Annotated in this window: 13 protein-coding genes; 8 read left to right on the forward strand and 5 right to left on the reverse strand. The window is 73.1% G+C overall.

The genetic code is table 11. The features are described 5' to 3' along the window. Nucleotides 1–167: 167 nt before the first annotated feature. Entirely contained in the window at nt 168–1,517 is a 1,350-nt protein-coding gene (locus BN2279_RS17135; protein ID WP_059010512.1) for an MFS transporter, read from the reverse strand. 109 nt (nt 1,518–1,626) lie between these two features. On the opposite strand from BN2279_RS17135, the gene BN2279_RS17140 reads away from it, so the two are divergent. The 5 genes from BN2279_RS17140 (at nt 1,627) to BN2279_RS17160 (ending at nt 6,778) form a co-directional block, all read left to right on the forward strand. Further along, nucleotides 1,627–2,265: a TetR/AcrR family transcriptional regulator gene (locus BN2279_RS17140; RefSeq protein WP_059010514.1), complete on the forward strand. Its 639-nt coding sequence runs from the start codon at nt 1,627–1,629 to the stop codon at nt 2,263–2,265. Nucleotides 2,266–2,449: 184 nt separating this feature from the next. After that, on the forward strand, nt 2,450–3,721 hold the full coding sequence (locus BN2279_RS17145; protein ID WP_059010517.1) for an aspartate kinase: 1,272 nt from the start codon (nt 2,450–2,452) through the stop codon (nt 3,719–3,721). Between the two features lie 375 nt (nt 3,722–4,096). Continuing rightward, a complete protein-coding gene (locus BN2279_RS17150) occupies nt 4,097–4,678 on the forward strand; it encodes a SigE family RNA polymerase sigma factor (RefSeq protein WP_059010519.1) in 582 nt (193 codons plus the stop codon). Beyond that, the gene (locus tag BN2279_RS17155) at nt 4,675–5,916 is read left to right on the forward strand and encodes a hypothetical protein (protein ID WP_059010520.1); all 1,242 of its coding nucleotides are present in this window, start codon (nt 4,675–4,677) and stop codon (nt 5,914–5,916) included. Before BN2279_RS17150 ends, BN2279_RS17155 begins: the two co-directional genes overlap by 4 nt. A gap of 31 nt (nt 5,917–5,947) precedes the next feature. Then, nucleotides 5,948–6,778 (forward strand): SURF1 family protein, encoded by an 831-nt coding sequence (locus BN2279_RS17160; RefSeq protein ID WP_059010937.1) that lies wholly within the window; start codon nt 5,948–5,950, stop codon nt 6,776–6,778. Here the strand turns inward: BN2279_RS17160 and BN2279_RS17165 are convergent. Genes BN2279_RS17165 through BN2279_RS29970 form a run of 3 tightly spaced genes read right to left on the reverse strand, consistent with a single transcriptional unit; the run spans nt 6,702 to nt 9,197 of the window. After that, nucleotides 6,702–8,513, reverse strand: coding sequence for a S9 family peptidase (locus BN2279_RS17165; protein ID WP_199827744.1), 1,812 nt, complete (start codon nt 8,511–8,513; stop codon nt 6,702–6,704). The two genes, BN2279_RS17160 and BN2279_RS17165, sit on opposite strands and share 77 nt — an antisense overlap. Nucleotides 8,514–8,571: 58 nt before the next feature. After that, complete coding sequence (locus BN2279_RS17170; RefSeq protein WP_059010525.1) at nt 8,572–9,039, reverse strand: RidA family protein; 468 nt, start codon at nt 9,037–9,039, stop codon at nt 8,572–8,574. Next, a complete protein-coding gene (locus tag BN2279_RS29970; RefSeq protein ID WP_199827740.1) occupies nt 9,036–9,197 on the reverse strand; it encodes a Sp36 family protein in 162 nt (53 codons plus the stop codon). The genes BN2279_RS17170 and BN2279_RS29970 overlap by 4 nt, the downstream gene beginning before the upstream one ends. An 81-nt stretch (nt 9,198–9,278) precedes the next feature. On the opposite strand from BN2279_RS29970, the gene BN2279_RS17175 reads away from it, so the two are divergent. Further along, nucleotides 9,279–10,265, forward strand: coding sequence for an ATPase BagA (locus BN2279_RS17175; RefSeq protein WP_059010527.1), 987 nt, complete (start codon nt 9,279–9,281; stop codon nt 10,263–10,265). Between the two features lie 47 nt (nt 10,266–10,312). After that, the gene (locus BN2279_RS17180; RefSeq protein ID WP_059010940.1) at nt 10,313–11,584 is read left to right on the forward strand and encodes an ATPase BagB; all 1,272 of its coding nucleotides are present in this window, start codon (nt 10,313–10,315) and stop codon (nt 11,582–11,584) included. Nucleotides 11,585–11,703: 119 nt separating this feature from the next. Here the strand turns inward: BN2279_RS17180 and BN2279_RS17185 are convergent, their stop codons facing one another. Continuing rightward, nucleotides 11,704–12,045: a WhiB family transcriptional regulator gene (locus BN2279_RS17185; RefSeq protein WP_059010529.1), complete on the reverse strand. Its 342-nt coding sequence runs from the start codon at nt 12,043–12,045 to the stop codon at nt 11,704–11,706. 341 nt (nt 12,046–12,386) lie between these two features. On the opposite strand from BN2279_RS17185, the gene BN2279_RS17190 reads away from it, so the two are divergent. Continuing rightward, nucleotides 12,387–14,711: a transglycosylase domain-containing protein gene (locus BN2279_RS17190; protein ID WP_079032235.1), complete on the forward strand. Its 2,325-nt coding sequence runs from the start codon at nt 12,387–12,389 to the stop codon at nt 14,709–14,711. The last annotated feature ends 1,192 nt before the right edge of the window (nt 14,712–15,903 follow it).

Here is a 15,903-nt window from a genome sequence, read left to right on the forward strand (position 1 = left end):
GACCGGCGCCGAATCCCCCCTGCCCGGGCGGAAGTCCTTCGTCGTCGTCCGCGAGGGCGGGGCGGGCCCGGGGGCCCCCCCCCCCCCCCCCCCCGCCCCCCCCCGGGCCCCCCCGCCCCCCCCCCCCCCCCATCCCCCCTTCCCACCCGCCGCGTTCACACGGTTCGTCACGGGCGTGGCCGCCGGTCGGCCGGCATAAGGGTCAACGCGACCGCCGCCGCGACGAGGAGCAGGCCGCCCGCCACGGTGATCGGGCTGGTGAGCGTGGCGAGTACGGCCAGGCCGATCGAACCGCCGACCTGCCGTGAGCTGTTGATCACCCCCGAGGCCATGCCCGCCTCGCGGCGGTCCACGCCCGCCGTGGACGCCGTGCCGAGCGGCACGAAGCACATGCCGATGCCGACGCTCGCGATCAGCGTGGGGCCGAGGATGGCCGCCAGGAAGCCGCCGTTCGCGTCGAACGCGGCGCCCATCCACAGGAATCCGAGCGCGGCGAACGTTCCGCCGAGCGTCAGCAGCAGTCGCAGGCCGAACCGGGCGGCGGTCCGCGCCGAGAAGGCCGAGCCGATCACGATGCCGACGCAGAACGGCAGGAACGCGAGGCCGGTCCGCGCCGGTCCGTAGCCGAGGGTCTCGTGCAGGTAGAGCGACGTGTAGTAGAACGCCGCGAACTGGGCCGAGAACAGCAGCATCATGAACAGGTTCGCGGCCAGCACCGGCCGCCGCCGCAGCAGGCCTATGCGCAACAGCGGCTCGGGGGACCGCCGTTCGACCGCCACGAACGCCGCCCGCAGCACGGCCGCCGCGCCCAGCGTGAGCAGGGTCTCCGCCGAGCCCCACGCCACGGTGCCGGTGCGGACGACCCCCAGCCCCAGCGCCGCCGCGCCCGCCGTCACCAGCAGCGCGCCGCCCAGGTCCATCCTCGGTGCCGGGCCCTCGCGCCGGTCCGGTGCCAGCCGCAGGCCCGTGACGAGGGCGAACGCGACGATCGGGACGTTGACGAGCATCACCGCCCGCCCCCCGAACCCCTCCGCCAGCACGCCGCCCGCCAGCACGCCGACCGCGCCGCCCGCCGCCGCCGTCGCGCCCCACAGGCCCAGCGCGCGGCTCAGCGCGGGGCCGGGCGGGAAGCCGGTGGTCAGCAGCGCCAGCGCGACCGGGGTCAGCGCCGCGGCGCCCATGCCCTGCACGGCGCGGGCGGCGATCAGCGCGGCCGGGTTCTGCGCCAGGCCGCCCGCGAGGCTGGCCAGTCCGAAGACGGCGAGCCCGCCGAGCAGCGTGACGCGGCGGCCCGCGATGTCGCCGAGCCGGCCGCCGAGCATCATCAGGCCGCCGAAGGTCAGCGCGTAGGCGTTGACGACCCAGGTCAGGCCCGCGTCGTCGAAGCCGAGATCGGTCCTGACGTCGGGCAGCGCCACGTTCACCACCGAGACGTCGAGCGCGACCATGAACTGCACGGTCAGCACGACGGTCAGCAGTTTTCCGCCCAGCGTCGCCGGGCGTTCGGCCACAGCCATGAGGAGTCCCCCTCGTTCCGGAAGCCATATCACGTACGGCGTACGTAATCTCTTCCCCAGCTCAACACGTACGATGTACGTACGTCAAGCAGCGAGAGGGAGGGGCGTCATGGCCGCACCGCGCAAGTTCAGTGAGGACCGGCTGCGGGCCGCCGCGCTGGCGCTGGTGGACGAGAAGGGGCTCGCGGCCCTGACCATGCGGAACCTGGCCGCCGCGCTCGGCACCGGCGCCATGACGATCTACAACTACGTGGACGGGCGCGACGGTCTCGAACGCCTCCTCGTCGAGGCCGTGATGACCGCCGTCCGCCCGGTGCCCGGCGTCCCGTCCCCGGACTGGCGGGCCGATCTGCGGGCCGTCGCGGAGGCGCACTGGCGGGCGTTCCGCGCGCACCCGGACGTCATCCCGCTCGTCATGACCCGGCGCAGCCTCGACCTGCCGACGCTGGCCGGTGCCGAGGACATGCTCGACGCGCTCGCCCGTGGCGGCCGGTCCGGCGCGCGGCTGCTGATCGCGTTCCGGCTGGTGTCGGGGTTCGTCATGGGGTTCGCCCAGGCGGAGCTGGCCGGACCGTTGTCCATCGCGCCGGAGGAGACGGCCGAGGAGGTCATCGCCCGGGTGCGGGCCCTGCCCGCCGACCGTTTCCCCCGGCTCATCGAGATCGCGGAAGCGGCCCTGGACAGCGGACCCGAGGCGGAGTTCCACGCCGGGCTGGACCTGATCATCACCGGATTGACGAGCGGCTGACCAGCATGTGAGACCGGTGTGTGAGCCTGACCACGTTTCTGTGGTGTTTCCGCGTGTCACGGCCTCCGGGTGGGCATGGCTGGTCGCGGAGACGGGTGACGCGGGGGTCCGCCTCGGTAGAATTCAGCCGATCGTGACCGGTTTATCGGTCACGGAGAGTAAGAGACACGAGGAGCGAGCAGACGTGGGCCTTGTCGTGCAGAAGTACGGCGGCTCCTCCGTTGCCGATGCCGATGGCATCAAGCGCGTCGCCAAGCGGATCGTCGAGGCCAAGAAGAACGGCCACCAGGTGGTCGTCGTGGTCTCCGCGATGGGCGATACGACGGACGAGCTCATCGACCTGGCGAGCCAGGTGTCCCCCGTCGCCTCCGGGCGCGAGATGGACATGCTGCTGACCGCCGGAGAACGCATCTCCATGTCGCTGCTGGCGATGGCCGTGAAAGCCCTGGGCCACGAGGCGCAGTCCTTCACCGGCAGCCAGGCCGGCGTCATCACCGACTCCGTCCACAACAAAGCGCGCATCATCGACGTGACGCCGGGCCGCATCCAGAGCTCCGTGGACGAGGGCAACATCGCGATCGTCGCGGGCTTCCAGGGTGTCTCGCAGGACAAGAAGGACATCACCACCCTCGGCCGGGGCGGCTCCGACACCACGGCCGTGGCGCTCGCCGCCGCGCTCAACGCCGAGGTCTGCGAGATCTACACCGACGTGGACGGCGTGTTCACCGCCGACCCGCGCGTGGTGAAGAAGGCCCGCAAGATCGACTGGATCTCGTTCGAGGACATGCTGGAGCTGGCCAGCTCCGGCTCCAAGGTGCTCCTGCACCGCTGCGTCGAGTACGCCCGGCGCTACAACATCCCCATCCACGTCAGGTCGTCCTTCTCGGGGTTGCAGGGCACCTGGGTCAGCAACGAGCCGCTGGGAGCGAAGCCGGTGGAGCAGGCAATCATCTCGGGTGTCGCCCACGACACCTCCGAGGCCAAGATCACGGTCGTCGGCGTCCCGGACAAGCCGGGCGAGGCCGCGACGATCTTCCGGGCCATCGCGGACACCGGGATCAACATCGACATGATCGTCCAGAACGTGTCCGCCGCCGCGACGGGGCTGACCGACATCTCCTTCACGCTTCCCACCAGCGAGGGGAGCCGGGCGATCGAGGCGCTGGAGAAGCACCGCGACACCATCGGGTTCGACAGCCTCCGGTACGACGACCAGATCGCGAAGATCTCCCTCGTCGGCGCGGGCATGAAGACGAACCCGGGCGTCACGGCCACGTTCTTCGAGGCCCTGTCCGACGCCGGGGTCAACATCGAGCTGATCTCCACCTCCGAGATCCGGATCTCGGTCGTGACCCGCGAGGACGACGTCGCCCAGGCCGTCCGCGCCGTCCACTCGGCGTTCGGACTCGACAGCGAGAGCGACGAGGCCGTCGTCTACGGAGGCACCGGCCGCTGATCACCTGCACCGACCGAATTCGGCCGTATGTGAAGCTTCCGTGACCAACTCGTAGGCCAGAACGGGTTGCTCCCGGTCGATCGGCCGGGAGACCATTTCACTCCCCGCACCGCTTCGTGGAACCAGCGCGGTGCGGGGAGCGTCTTTGTGCCCGCTGCGAGGTCTGCGGCACTCGCATCAGACAGGACATATACGGCAGGCGGTTGGAATGAGATCGAGAGCGACGAACGCCCCCGTCCCGACCGCTCCGTACAACCTTTGCGGGGAAAAGCGTGTCCAACTGGCGTGGCAGAGGTCTTCGAGTTCCCGGCAGCGCTCCCGCGACGCCTTCCGTTCCCCGCGTCGTCGTCCCGAGCAGGAGCCGGGAGCACGCCTGTGACGGCACCGCTGCCCGCGCCCAGGCCGGCCCGTATCCACGCCCCCGCCGCCGAGGATGCGAACGACGCGATGACTGAGGTCGCCGCCGGCACCACGATCGACCACCTGACCGAGACGTACCGCGCGCACTACCGCTCGCTCCTCGGGCTCGCCGCCCTCCTGCTGGACGACACCGCGTCCTGCGAGGACGTGGTGCAGGAGGCGTTCATCCGCGTCCACTCCGCGCGCACCCGGGTCCGCGACCGCGACAAGACGCTCGCGTACCTGCGGCAGACCGTCGTCAACCTCTCCCGCTCCACGCTGCGCCGCCGCATCCTCGGCCTGAAGCTGCTGTCCAAGCCGATGCCGAACATGGCGAGCGCCGAGGAGGGCGCGTACGAGCAGTTGGAGCGCGCCGACCTGATCCAGGCCATGCGCGGGCTCCAGCGCCGCCAGCGCGAGGTGCTCGTCCTGCGGTACTTCGCGGACATGACCGAGGCCGAGGTCGCCAAGGCCCTCGGCATCTCGGCGGGGTCGGTGAAGGCGTACGGCTCGCGAGGCATCGCCGCACTACGGGTGGCCATGGAGGCCGCGCGATGACCGAGCACGAACCCGGCCCGGGGACCCGCCCCGAGCCGGCCCCCGAGTCCGTACCCGAGCCGGTGGCCGACGCCGGGCCGGCGCCGTCCCCGCTGGACGACGAGGAAGCCCTGCGGCAGTTGCTGCGGGACATCGTGGACGACCTCGAACCCTCCGCCGCCTCCCTGGAGCACCTGCGGGCCGCCGTGCCCGCGCGCATGCGGCGCCGCCGCCAGGTGCTGGCCGGCGCCACCGCCTCCGTCGCCGTCGTCGCCGTGGGACTCGTCCTGGTGGTCTCCGCCGTGGCCGACGTCACCGGCGGGGACGACGGGACCACGCTCGACGCGGGCGAGGGACACGCCGCCACCGGCGACCTCGGCCAGTCCGACACCGGCGGCGAACTCGGCGGCTACCCGTCCGGCGGACTCGCCTCCGGCGACGACGCCGAGGCCGGCGGCGACTCCGGCGGCGGCGAGCCCACCGGCGAGGAGGCCGGCGCCGCCGAATCCACGCCCGACGCCTGGGAGACCATGGGCGTCACCTCCCCGTCCTGCGACCGGGGCCAGCTCGGCAGCGTCCAGACGTCGATGTCCCCGCCCGACGCCGAGGGCCGCGTCTACGGCCTGATCCGCGTCTCGAACGTCTCCGACCAGCCCTGCCGCGTCGAGGGCAACGGCGACATGGCCGCGCTGCCGCTCGGCGCCGTCGCGTCCGCCGCCGAGGTGCAGATCGTGGACCGCACCGAGGGCGACGGCGCGCCGCTGCTGCCGCCGCCGGACGAGACCCTCGAACAGCTCGTCCTCCCGCCGGGCGAGGCGTACGAGGTGCGGTTCGCGTTCGTGCCCGACACCGGCGTGGGCAGTTGCGAGGTCGAGGCCCTGCCCGCCGCCGGCTCCGGCGAGGAGCCCCCGCCGCTCGCCGCCGACGACCCCGACACCGCCGTCTCTCCCAACCTGCGCCGCGCCGCGGACGGGGGCGCCACGCTCAGCGACGACAGCGGCTCCGGCGGCGACACCCCCGCCGGATCGGGCGAGGGCGGCGCCACCGAAGGCGGCACCGGGGGAGTCGGCAGCGAGCCGACCGAAGGCCCCACCGAGGAGCCCCCCGGCGACACCGGCGGCACCACCGGCCCCGACGAGGTCGTCCTCCTGCGCTACACCCCGGCCGCCGGCGAGCCGGAGGCGGCCGAGATCCGCCTGGAGGGCGACTGCTCCGGAACGATCTACCGCACGGGTGTGCTGGAGGCCCCCACGGCGTAGCGGTCGCGGCGGCGGAAGTACCGTGGACGCCGTGTACCGGTTCCTCCTGACACCCCGCTGGTGGGCGATCAACCTCTTCGTGATCCTGTCCATCCCCGTCTGCCTCGCGGCGGGCATGTGGCAGCTCGCGCGGTTCGAGGACCAGGTCGATCAGCACAACGAGCAGCGGGAGAAGAGCCGCACGGCCGACGAGGCCCAGGCCCGCCCGCTCGCCGAGTTCCTGCCGCTCACCGCCGAATCGGTCGGCGAACAGGCCGCCGTCACCGGCACCTACGACACCGGGCACCAGCTCCTGGTCCCCGACCGTGAGCTGGAGGGCGAGCGCGGGTTCTACGTGCTGACGCCGCTGCTGCCCTCCGACGGCTCACCGGCCGTGCCCGTCGTCCGGGGCTGGCTGCCCGGCGCGGCCGACGCCGCCGCCGCGCCCGCGCCACCGGCCGGCGAGGTGACCGTCACGGGCGCCGTCCAGGCCGCCGAGTCGCCCAGCGAGGTCCTCACCGCGACCACCGGCCTGCCCAGCGGCCAGCTCGGCGTGATCGGCGCGGCCTCCCTCATCAACGTGCTCCCGTACGACGTCGCGGACGCGTGGATCACCGTCCGCGACGCCGACGAGCCGATGACGGCCGTGCCCGCCACCGCGCCCACCGGCACGGGGCTGGACATGGACGCGTTCCAGAACCTCGGCTACACCGCCGAGTGGTTCGTCTTCGCCGCGTTCGCCGTCTTCATGTGGTTCCGCCTCTTCCGGCGGGAGGTCGAGACCCGGCACGACGCCGAGCTGGGCCTCATCCCCCCGCAGCCGGCGTCGGCTTCGGCGGAAGGTGCCGTTGCGCGAACCGGATCTCCTGCGCCACCTGCTTGATCCGCTCCTCCACGACCAGCGAGCCGTGCCCCGCGTCGTACCGGTACACCTCGTGGACCGCGCCGCGCGCCGCGAGCCGCTCCACGTAGTTCTCGATCTGCCGGATCGGGCAGCGCGGATCGTTCACCCCCGCCGAGATGTAGACCGGCGCCCGCACCTGGTCCACGTACGTGATCGGCGACGACGCCGCCCACCGCTCGGGCACCTCCTCCGGGGTGCCGCCCAGCAGCGTGCGGTCCATCGCCTTCAGGGCCTCCATCTCGTCGTCGTACGCCGCCACGTAGTCCGCGACGGGCACGGCGGCGACGCCCACGGCCCACGAGTCCGGCATCGTGCCGACGCCCAGCAGCGTCAGATAGCCGCCCCACGAGCCGCCGGTCAGCACCAGGCGCTCCGGATCGGCCAGCCCGTACTCCAGGCACCAGTCCCGGACCGCCGCGATGTCCTCCAGCTCGATCAGCCCGACCCGGTGCTTCAGCGCGTCCGTCCACGCCCGGCCGTACCCCGTGGAACCCCGGTAGTTGACGCGGACCACCGCGAAACCGTGATCCAGCCAGGCCGCCGGACCGGCCGCGAAGGCGTCGCTGTCGTGCGCGGTCGGACCGCCGTGGATGTCGAACACCGTGGGGAACGGGCCGTCACCGCCGCCCGGCGGCTTCTGCACCAGCGCGTGCACCGTGCCGCCCGGACCCTCGACCCACACGTCCATCACGGGCACCGAGCCCGGCGCCCGTATCCCCGGCGGGTCCAGCACGATCCGCCCGGCCGTGGACCGCACCTGCGGCGGCTCGGCGGCCGACGACCACAGGTACTCCACCGTGCCGTCGGGGCGGGCCGTCGCGCCCGAGATCGTGCCCGTCGGGGTGTCCAGCCGCACCAGCTCGCCGCCGGACGGATCGTCCCCGGTCAGGTCGTACCGCCAGAGCTGGCTGCGCGCCCGGTGGTCGTGGGCGATCATCAGCCCGCTGCCGTCCGGGAACCACTCGGCGTGCACATCGCCCGGCAGGCTCGACGGCAGCTCCGTCTCCTCGCCGGTCAGCGGGTTCCAGATCATCGGCTGCCAGCGGCCCAGCCGCTGATGCCCGATGAGCAGCCGGGGGTCCCCGGCGACGGGCGCGAAGCCCAGCACCGACAGGCCCAGCTCCTTCGTGCCGCCCTCGGTGTCGTCCAGCTCCGCGACGACACTGCCGTCCAGCCGCGTCACCCGCACCGCCGAGTGCATCGCGTCGCCGTGCTCGGTGTGCTCGATCGCCAGCAGCGTGCTGTCGTGCGACAGGTCACCGACGCCCGCCGACTGCCGGTGCCGGTACACCTCGACCGGCTCGCCGCCCGGCCGCACCACGTGGATCGTGGTCCCGGCCTCGTCGGTCATCCGCCCGACCACGACCGTGCCGTCCCGGCCCATCGCCAGCCCCGCCGGATACGCGGGGTCGAGACCCGGCACCGCCGGCTCGTCGGGGCCGCCGCCGAACGGCTGCCGCATCCACACGCCGAACTCGTCGCCGTCCGTGTCGGAGAACCACCACAGCCACGCGCCGTCCGGGGACAGCGCGCCGTCCACCGTGCCGTTCGGCCGGTCGGTGGCCTGCCGCTGCTCGCCCGTGGACCGGTCCCACGTGTACAGCTCGAACGTGCCCGTCGCGTTCGACACGAAGACGGAACGATCCGGCGCCTCCGGCGCCCAGTGCGGCAGCCCGACGCGCGGCGCCCGGAACCGCTTCTCCCAGTCCGGCATCGACCCCTCGGCCGGGCCGTTCCCCGTCTCGCCCGTCCCGCCCGTCGCGCCCGTCGTGTCAGTCATCGGCCAGCTCCACCTGGATCTCGACCTCGACCGGCGCGTCCAGCGGCAGCACCGCCACCCCGACCGCGCTGCGGGCGTGCCGCCCCCGCTCGCCGAGGACGGCGCCCAGCAGGTCGCTGGCGCCGTTGATCACCTGCGGCTGGCCGGTGAACTCCGGGACCGACGCCACGAAGCCCACCACCTTCACCACCCGCGCGATCCGGTCCAGGTCCCCGGCGACCGACTTCACGGCGGCCAGCGCGTTCAGCGCGCAGCCCCGCGCCAGCTCGTTCGCCTGCTCCGGCGTCCCCTCCGCGCCGACCTTCCCGGTCAGCGGCAGCTTGCCGTCCACCAGCGGGACCTGCCCCGCCGTGTACACGTACCGGCCGGAGCGCACGGCCGGGACATAACTGCCCGCCGGGGTCGCCACGGCGGGCAGCGTCAGACCCAGCTCGCCCAGCTTCGCCTCGACGGCGCTCATGCCGGGGACTTCTCGCGCTTGAGATACGCCACGAGCTGCTCGGGGTTCGGGCCGGGGACGACCTGGACCAACTCCCAGCCGTCGTCCCCCCAGTTGTCCAGGATCTGCTTGGTGGCGTGCACGAGCAGCGGAACGGTCACGTATTCCCACTTCGTCATGGGCCTCACTCTAGCGATCACGCCCGTCCCCGGACCGGCCCCCGGCACCGGCCGCGGAGGCGTTCGCCTAGGCTCGGCGGGGTGAGCAGCAGCAACAGCGCGCGCACCCGGCTGCACGTGGTCAGCGGCAAGGGCGGCACCGGGAAGACCACCGTCGCCGCGGCCCTCGCGCTCGCGCTCGCCGAGCAGGGGCGGCGCACCCTGCTGGTCGAGGTCGAGGGCCGCCAGGGCATCGCCCAGCTCTTCGAGACCGAGGCCCTGCCCTACGAGGAGCGCCGCATCGCCATCGGCCCCGGCGGCGGCGAGGTGTACGCCCTGGCCGTGGACGCCGAACGGGCGCTGCTGGACTACCTCCAGATGTTCTACAAGCTCGGCGGCGCGGGCCGCGCGCTGCGCCGCCTCGGCGCCGTCGACTTCGCCACCACCATCGCCCCCGGCCTGCGCGACGTGCTGCTCACCGGCAAGGTCTGCGAAGCGGTCCGCCGCCGCCCCGATGGCGGCGGGTGGGCGTACGACGCGGTCGTCATGGACGCGCCCCCGACCGGGCGCATCACCCGCTTCCTCGGCGTGAACGATGAGGTCGCCGGGCTCGCCCGGGTCGGACCGATCCACCACCAGGCACAGGCCGTGATGCGGGTGCTGAAGTCGGCCGAGACCGCCGTGCACCTCGTCACGCTGCTGGAGGAGATGCCGGTGCAGGAGACGGCCGACGGCGTCGCGGAGCTGCGCGCCGCCGGGCTGCCGGTCGGCTCGGTCGTCGTCAACATGGTCCGGCCGCCCGTCGCGGACGGCCTCCCGCCGGCCGGGGACCCTTCCGGCTCCGACGCCGACCGGCCGGTGCTGGCCGCCGCCCTGGAACGGGCCGGGCTGCGCGGCACCACGGCCCTGGCCGGGCCGCTGCTCGCCGAGGGCCGCGCCTACGGGCGGCGGCTGGCGCTGGAGGCGGCCCAGCGCGCCGAACTGGCCGGGCTCGGCCTGCCGGTGCGCGAACTGCCGCTGCTGCCCGACGGCGCCGACCTGGCCGGCCTGTACCGGCAGGCGCGCCGCCTGCGCGACCTGGAGTGGTGAGGGCGGTGAGCGATTCGGTGACCGATGTGGCGAGCGGAGGCGCGGAGTTGAGCGAGGACACCCCTGCCGCGGGCGAATCCCCCGTGCTGGCCGTCGATCCGCTGCTGGACGACCCCGGCATCGGCATCGTCGTGTGCTGCGGCGCGGGCGGCGTCGGCAAGACGACCACCGCCGCCGCGCTCGGCGTGCGGGCGGCGGAGCGCGGGCGGCGCGTGGTGGTCCTGACGATCGACCCGGCCCGGCGGCTGGCGCAGTCCATGGGCCTGACCGAGCTGGACAACGTGCCGCGCCCGGTGCCCGGCATCGACCGGTCGGCGGGCGGCGAACTGTTCGCGATGATGCTCGACATGAAGCGGACGTTCGACGAGATCGTGGAGGGCCACGCGGACCCCGCGCGGGCGCGGGCGATCCTGGACAACCCCTTCTACCAGTCCCTGTCGGCCGGTTTCGCGGGCACGCAGGAGTACATGGCGATGGAGAAGCTGGGCCAGCTCGCGGCGCGCGGCGAGTGGGACCTGATCGTGGTGGACACCCCGCCGAGCCGGTCGGCGCTCGACTTCCTCGACGCGCCGCAGCGGCTCGGCTCGTTCCTCGACGGGCGCTTCATCCGCGTGCTGATGGCCCCCGCCAAGGCGGGCGGCCGGGCCGGGCGGAAGGTGATGAGCCTGGGGATGGCCGGGCTGTCGCTGTTCACCGGGACCATCGGCAAGATCCTCGGGACGGCGCTGCTGCGGGACGTGCAGACGTTCGTGGCCGCCATGGACACGATGTTCGGCGGGTTCCGCGCCCGCGCCGACGCCACGTACCGACTGCTCCAGGCGCCGGGCACCGCGTTCCTCGTCGTGTCGGCGCCGGAACGCGACGCGCTGCGGGAGGCCGCGTACTTCGTGGAACGGCTCGCCGCCGACCGCATGCCGCTGGCCGGGATGGTCCTCAACCGCGTCCACACCTCGGGCGCCGCGCGGCTGAGCGCGGAGCGGGCGGAGGCGGCGGCCGAGGTGCTCGACGCGCGGAAGAACCCGGCGCCGGACGGCATGGTGGATCACCCCGCCGGGCAGGATGCCGGTGCCGGTCCCGGTGCCGGTCCTGGTGTCGGCTCCGGCGTCGGGGCGGGCGTCGAGGAGGACGCCGACCGGTTCGCGTCCGCGCTGCTGCGCGTGCACGCCGAGCGCATGCGGCAGATCACGCGCGAGGAGCGCATGCGGGCCCGCTTCACCGCCCTGCACCCGGACGTGCCGGTGGCCGAGGTCGCGGCCCTGGCCGAGGACGTGCACGACCTGGCCGGGCTGCGCGCGATAGGCGACCTGCTGGCGTCGTGAGGCGCGGTGGGGGAGCGGCCGGGGGAGTGGCTGTCTGTGTCGTGGAGTCGTAGCGGAGTATAAGAGACAGGGGGAGCTGAGGGGGCTCGCGGGGGCTCGTTCAGCCGACGTGCGCCAGGTCAGCCGACGTGCGCCAGGTCCTCGAACTTGCCGAAGTCGTCGAAGTCGCCGAACCGGCCGGTGCTGCGTTCGTACTCGGAACGCGCGGTCTCCAGCAGCCGCCGCCAGGACGTGACGGTCGGGCGCCTGCGCAGCAGCGCGCGCCGCTCGCGTTCGGTCATGCCGCCCCAGACACCGAACTCGACGCGGTTGTCCAGGGCGTCCGCGAGGCATTCGGTGCGCACCGGGCATCCGGTGCAGACCGCTTTCGCCCTGTTCTGCGCCGCCCCCTGGACGAACAACTCGTCGGGGTCCGTGGTGCGGCAGGCGGCCTGCGCGCTCCAGTCGGTGATCCAGCTCATGCAGGTGCCGTCCTCTCCCGAAATCGAGGCTCCCCCACGGCGGCAAGTGGCATATTCCGGCTTGCCAGTTGAGGACGTTACGGAAGGGAGGGCAGGCACAACACCCCCAGGGGGTCCATTCTTGGATGGCCCGATCGGACTATGGGCAGCGCGAAGTCACTCTTGTGAGTGACAAAGAGGTGCCTGGTCACCGGGGTGCCGGCGTTTCACGCCTCATCCCCGCGATCTCACTCGTTCGGAGGAGGGCGTACTTGACTCGGCCGAAGCCTTATGTGAACCCGTTAGTAGCTTAGGCGAACGGTTGGCTCCTTGTCCGGCTTTTAAGAACGTAGGCTGTTCGTATGGTGAGAAGGCGTCCGGGCGGCGGAACCAGCGCGGCCCAGCAGGCGGCAAAGCTTCTGGGGGTCAGCGTCCTGTCCGGCGCGGTGCTGGCGGGCCTCGCCCTGCCCGCCGTGGGGGCGCTGGGTCTCGCGGCCCGGGGCACCATGGCGGGCTTCGACGAGATCCCCGCCATGATGGAGCAGCCCCCGCTGAGCCAGAAGACGACGATCCTCGACGCCGAGGGCGGGACGATCGCCGAGGTTTACTCGCGGAACCGGACCGTCGTTCCGCTGGAGGACATGTCCGAGCACGTCCGCGAGGCCATCGTCGCGATCGAGGACGCCCGGTTCTACGAGCACGGCGCCGTCGATCTGCGCGGCATCCTGCGCGCCCTCACCCGGAACGTCGAGGAGGGCGGCGTCGCCGAAGGCGCCTCGACCCTCACCCAGCAGTACGTGAAGAACGTCTTCGTCGAGGCCGCCGGCGAGGACGAGGAGGCCGTGGCCGAGGCGACGACCCAGACCGGCGCCGCGGGCGTGGGCCGCAAGATCCGGGAGATCCAGTACGCGATCCAGGTCGAGCAGGAGCTGACCAAGGACGAGATCCTGGAGAACTACCTCAACATCACCTATTTCGGGCAGCAGGCGTACGGCATCGAGGCCGCCGCCCAGCGGTACTTCTCCAAGCCCGCCGCCGAGCTGGAGCTCCACGAGGCCGCCCTGCTCGCCGGGCTCGTCCAGTCCCCGACCGCGTACGACCCGCTCAACGCCCCCGACGCCGCGCTCGAACGCCGCGACACCGTGCTGACGCGCATGGTCGAGACCGGCGACATCACCCAGTCCGAGGCCGACGAGGCCATGGCCCACGACCTCGGACTCGACGTGAGCGAGCCGCGCAACGGCTGCATCACCGCCGTCAACGACGCGGGCTTCTTCTGCGACTACGTCAAGCAGGAGTTCCTCAGCAACCCGGCCTTCGGCGAGACCCCCGAGGAGCGCAACGCGCTGTGGGCGCTGGGCGGCCTCACCATCCAGACCACGCTCGACCCCGGCGACCAGCAGGCCGCCGCCCAGGCCGCCCGTGACCACGTGTACGAGGACGACGAGGTCGCCGCCGCCGTCGTCCAGGTCGAGCCCGGCACCGGCCACATCCTCTCCATGGCCCAGAGCCGCCCCTACGGCAACGACGCCGAGCAGCACGAGACGGTCATCAACCTGAACGTCTCCCACGACATGGGCGGCAGCACCAGCGGCTTCCAGCCCGGCTCGACGTTCAAACCGTTCACCGCCGCCGCCGCGCTCGAACAGGGCATCTCCCCGGCGCAGCAGTACACCACCGGGTACGAACACTCCGTCCCCTACGCCGACTTCCGCACCTGCGACAACACGCCGTACCCCTCGCCCGACGGCGACCCCGAGTGGACGGTGGTGAACGAGCGCGAGGACGAGACCGGCACCTGGGACATGACCTCCGCCCTCGCCCAGTCCATCAACACGTACTTCGTGGAGCTGGAACGCGAGGTCGGCCTCTGCGAGACCATCACCATGGCCGGCGAGCTGGGCGTCGAGCGCGGCGACGACACCCCGCTGGAGGCCCGCCCCTCCGTCACGCTGGGCGGTCAGGAGACCACCCCGCTGATGATGGCCAACGCGTACGCCACGTTCGCCAACCGGGGCACGTACTGCGAACCGGTCGCCATCACCGCCGTCACCGACGCGGACGGCGTGGAGATGACCGTTCCCGAGTCCGAGTGCACCCGCGTGATGTCCGAGCACACCGCCGACAGCATCAACGTGATGCTCGGCGGCGTGGTCGAGGACGGCACCGGCGCGGCGGTCGGCCTCCAGGACCGGGACAACGCGGGCAAGACCGGCACCACCGACGACCGCGTGGACGTGTGGTTCGTCGGCTACACCCCCGACATCTCGACCGCCGTCCACGTCGGCAGCGACACCGGGCGGCTGCCGATGGAGAACATCTACATCGGCGGACGGTACTTCGAGCAGGCCAGCGGCGCGGGCGTGGCCGGCCCCATCTGGAGCCAGGCCATGACCGGCGCGCTCGCCGACGTCCCGGCATCCAACTTCACCGACGTGGACGTCCCCCGAGGCACCGACCGCCGCGCCCCCGACAATGGCGGCGACGACAACCCCGACACCGACCCGGGCAACGGCGACAACGACACCGGCGGCGACACCGGCGACATCTTCGGCGACGACCCCGGCACGGACACCGGCGGCGACATCTTCGGCGACGGCAACACGGACTTCGACGACTGGCCCGACTTCGACTGGCCGGACGACTGGAACAACGGCAACAGCAACGGCAACACCAACGGCCCATGACCCACCGCCTGCCCGGCCTTCTGCGAACCCGCTGACGGCGGTGAGGCGTTGGCCGCCGTTCCCGGGTATCGACCCGTGCGGGTTGGGCGCGGGCGCGTTGGCTGCCGTTCGGCACGGTCGCACATCCGCTGCCGGCTGCTGTCGGCCACCGTCCCGGCCATGGACCCACGCGGAGGCGGCACCCGCTGACGGCCGTTGGGCGCGGCGCGTTTGTCGCCGTCCCCGTGCGGACTCGGACCCGCCGGCACCTCAGTATCCGGGTCGGTGAAGTGGGCCTGCATGCGCTCGGCGGGGACGCGAGCCGGTCGGCGTCCTCCTCACCGCCCCCGGAGCCTCACCCCGCGTGGCTGCGTCGGCCGCCGCCCGGCGTGGTCGCGTATCCGCTGACGACTGCTGTTGGCCGCCGCCCCGGCCATGGACTCGCGCGGAAGTCCACCCGCTGACGGCTGTTGGGCGCGGGTGGGTTGCTCGCCACTGCCCCGCGCGGCGCGTACCGGCTGACCGCTGCTGGGCGTTGGCCGCCGTTCCCGGGTATCCACCCGCGCGAGGCGCACCCGCTGACGGCTGTGGGGCGTGGCCGGTTTGTCGCCGTCCCCGTGCGGTCTCGACCCCGCCGGCACCTCGGGGTGTGGGGTGGCGAAGCGGGCCCGCACGCACTCGGCGCGGTCGCGAGCCGGCGGCGTCCTCCCCACCGTTCCCCGGCCTCGCCCCGCGCGGGCGCGTCGGCTGCCGTCCGGTGTGGTCGCGCATCCGCTGACGGCCGCCGTTGGCCGCCGCCTCGGCCATGGAACCCGCGCGGCTGCGCACCCGCTGACGGCTGTTGGGCGTTGGCCGCCCTCTCGGGTAACGGTCCGCGTAGTCGCGCACCCGCTGGTGGCTGTTGAGCGTGGCGGGTTTGTCGCCGTCCCCGTGCGGTCTCGAACGCTCGGCGCGGACGGCGAGCCGTTCGGCGTCCTCGCCGCCGCTCCCGGGGGCTCGCCCCGCGCGGCTGCGCTGGGCGCCGTCCCGACCGCTGACCGCTGGTTCGGCCGCGGTCGGCCGTTGACCGTTGAGGGCGGCGGACACACCGTTCCCGGTGGCACGGCAACGTCAGGGCGGCGGAGAGCCGTTGGTCGTTCTCCCCGGAGTCGTCCGCCGTTCCCGTCCGCGCTCCTGGGCGACGGCGAGCGGTGACCGTTGATCCGCCGGGCGG

This window comes from Streptomyces specialis (assembly GCF_001493375.1).
GTDB classification, from domain to species: Bacteria; Actinomycetota; Actinomycetes; order Streptomycetales; family Streptomycetaceae; genus Streptomyces; species Streptomyces specialis.

Coding starts and splice junctions, on each gene's coding strand:
- BN2279_RS17135 (WP_059010512.1), bottom strand. CDS start 1,517: ATGGCTGTGGCCGAACGCCCGGCGACGCTGGGCGGAAAACTGCTGACC.
- BN2279_RS17140 (WP_059010514.1), top strand. CDS start 1,627: ATGGCCGCACCGCGCAAGTTCAGTGAGGACCGGCTGCGGGCCGCCGCG.
- BN2279_RS17155 (WP_059010520.1), top strand. CDS start 4,675: ATGACCGAGCACGAACCCGGCCCGGGGACCCGCCCCGAGCCGGCCCCC.
- BN2279_RS17165 (WP_199827744.1), bottom strand. CDS start 8,513: ATGCCGGACTGGGAGAAGCGGTTCCGGGCGCCGCGCGTCGGGCTGCCG.
- BN2279_RS17170 (WP_059010525.1), bottom strand. CDS start 9,039: ATGAGCGCCGTCGAGGCGAAGCTGGGCGAGCTGGGTCTGACGCTGCCC.
- BN2279_RS29970 (WP_199827740.1), bottom strand. CDS start 9,197: ATGACGAAGTGGGAATACGTGACCGTTCCGCTGCTCGTGCACGCCACC.
- BN2279_RS17185 (WP_059010529.1), bottom strand. CDS start 12,045: ATGAGCTGGATCACCGACTGGAGCGCGCAGGCCGCCTGCCGCACCACG.
- BN2279_RS17190 (WP_079032235.1), top strand. CDS start 12,387: ATGGTGAGAAGGCGTCCGGGCGGCGGAACCAGCGCGGCCCAGCAGGCG.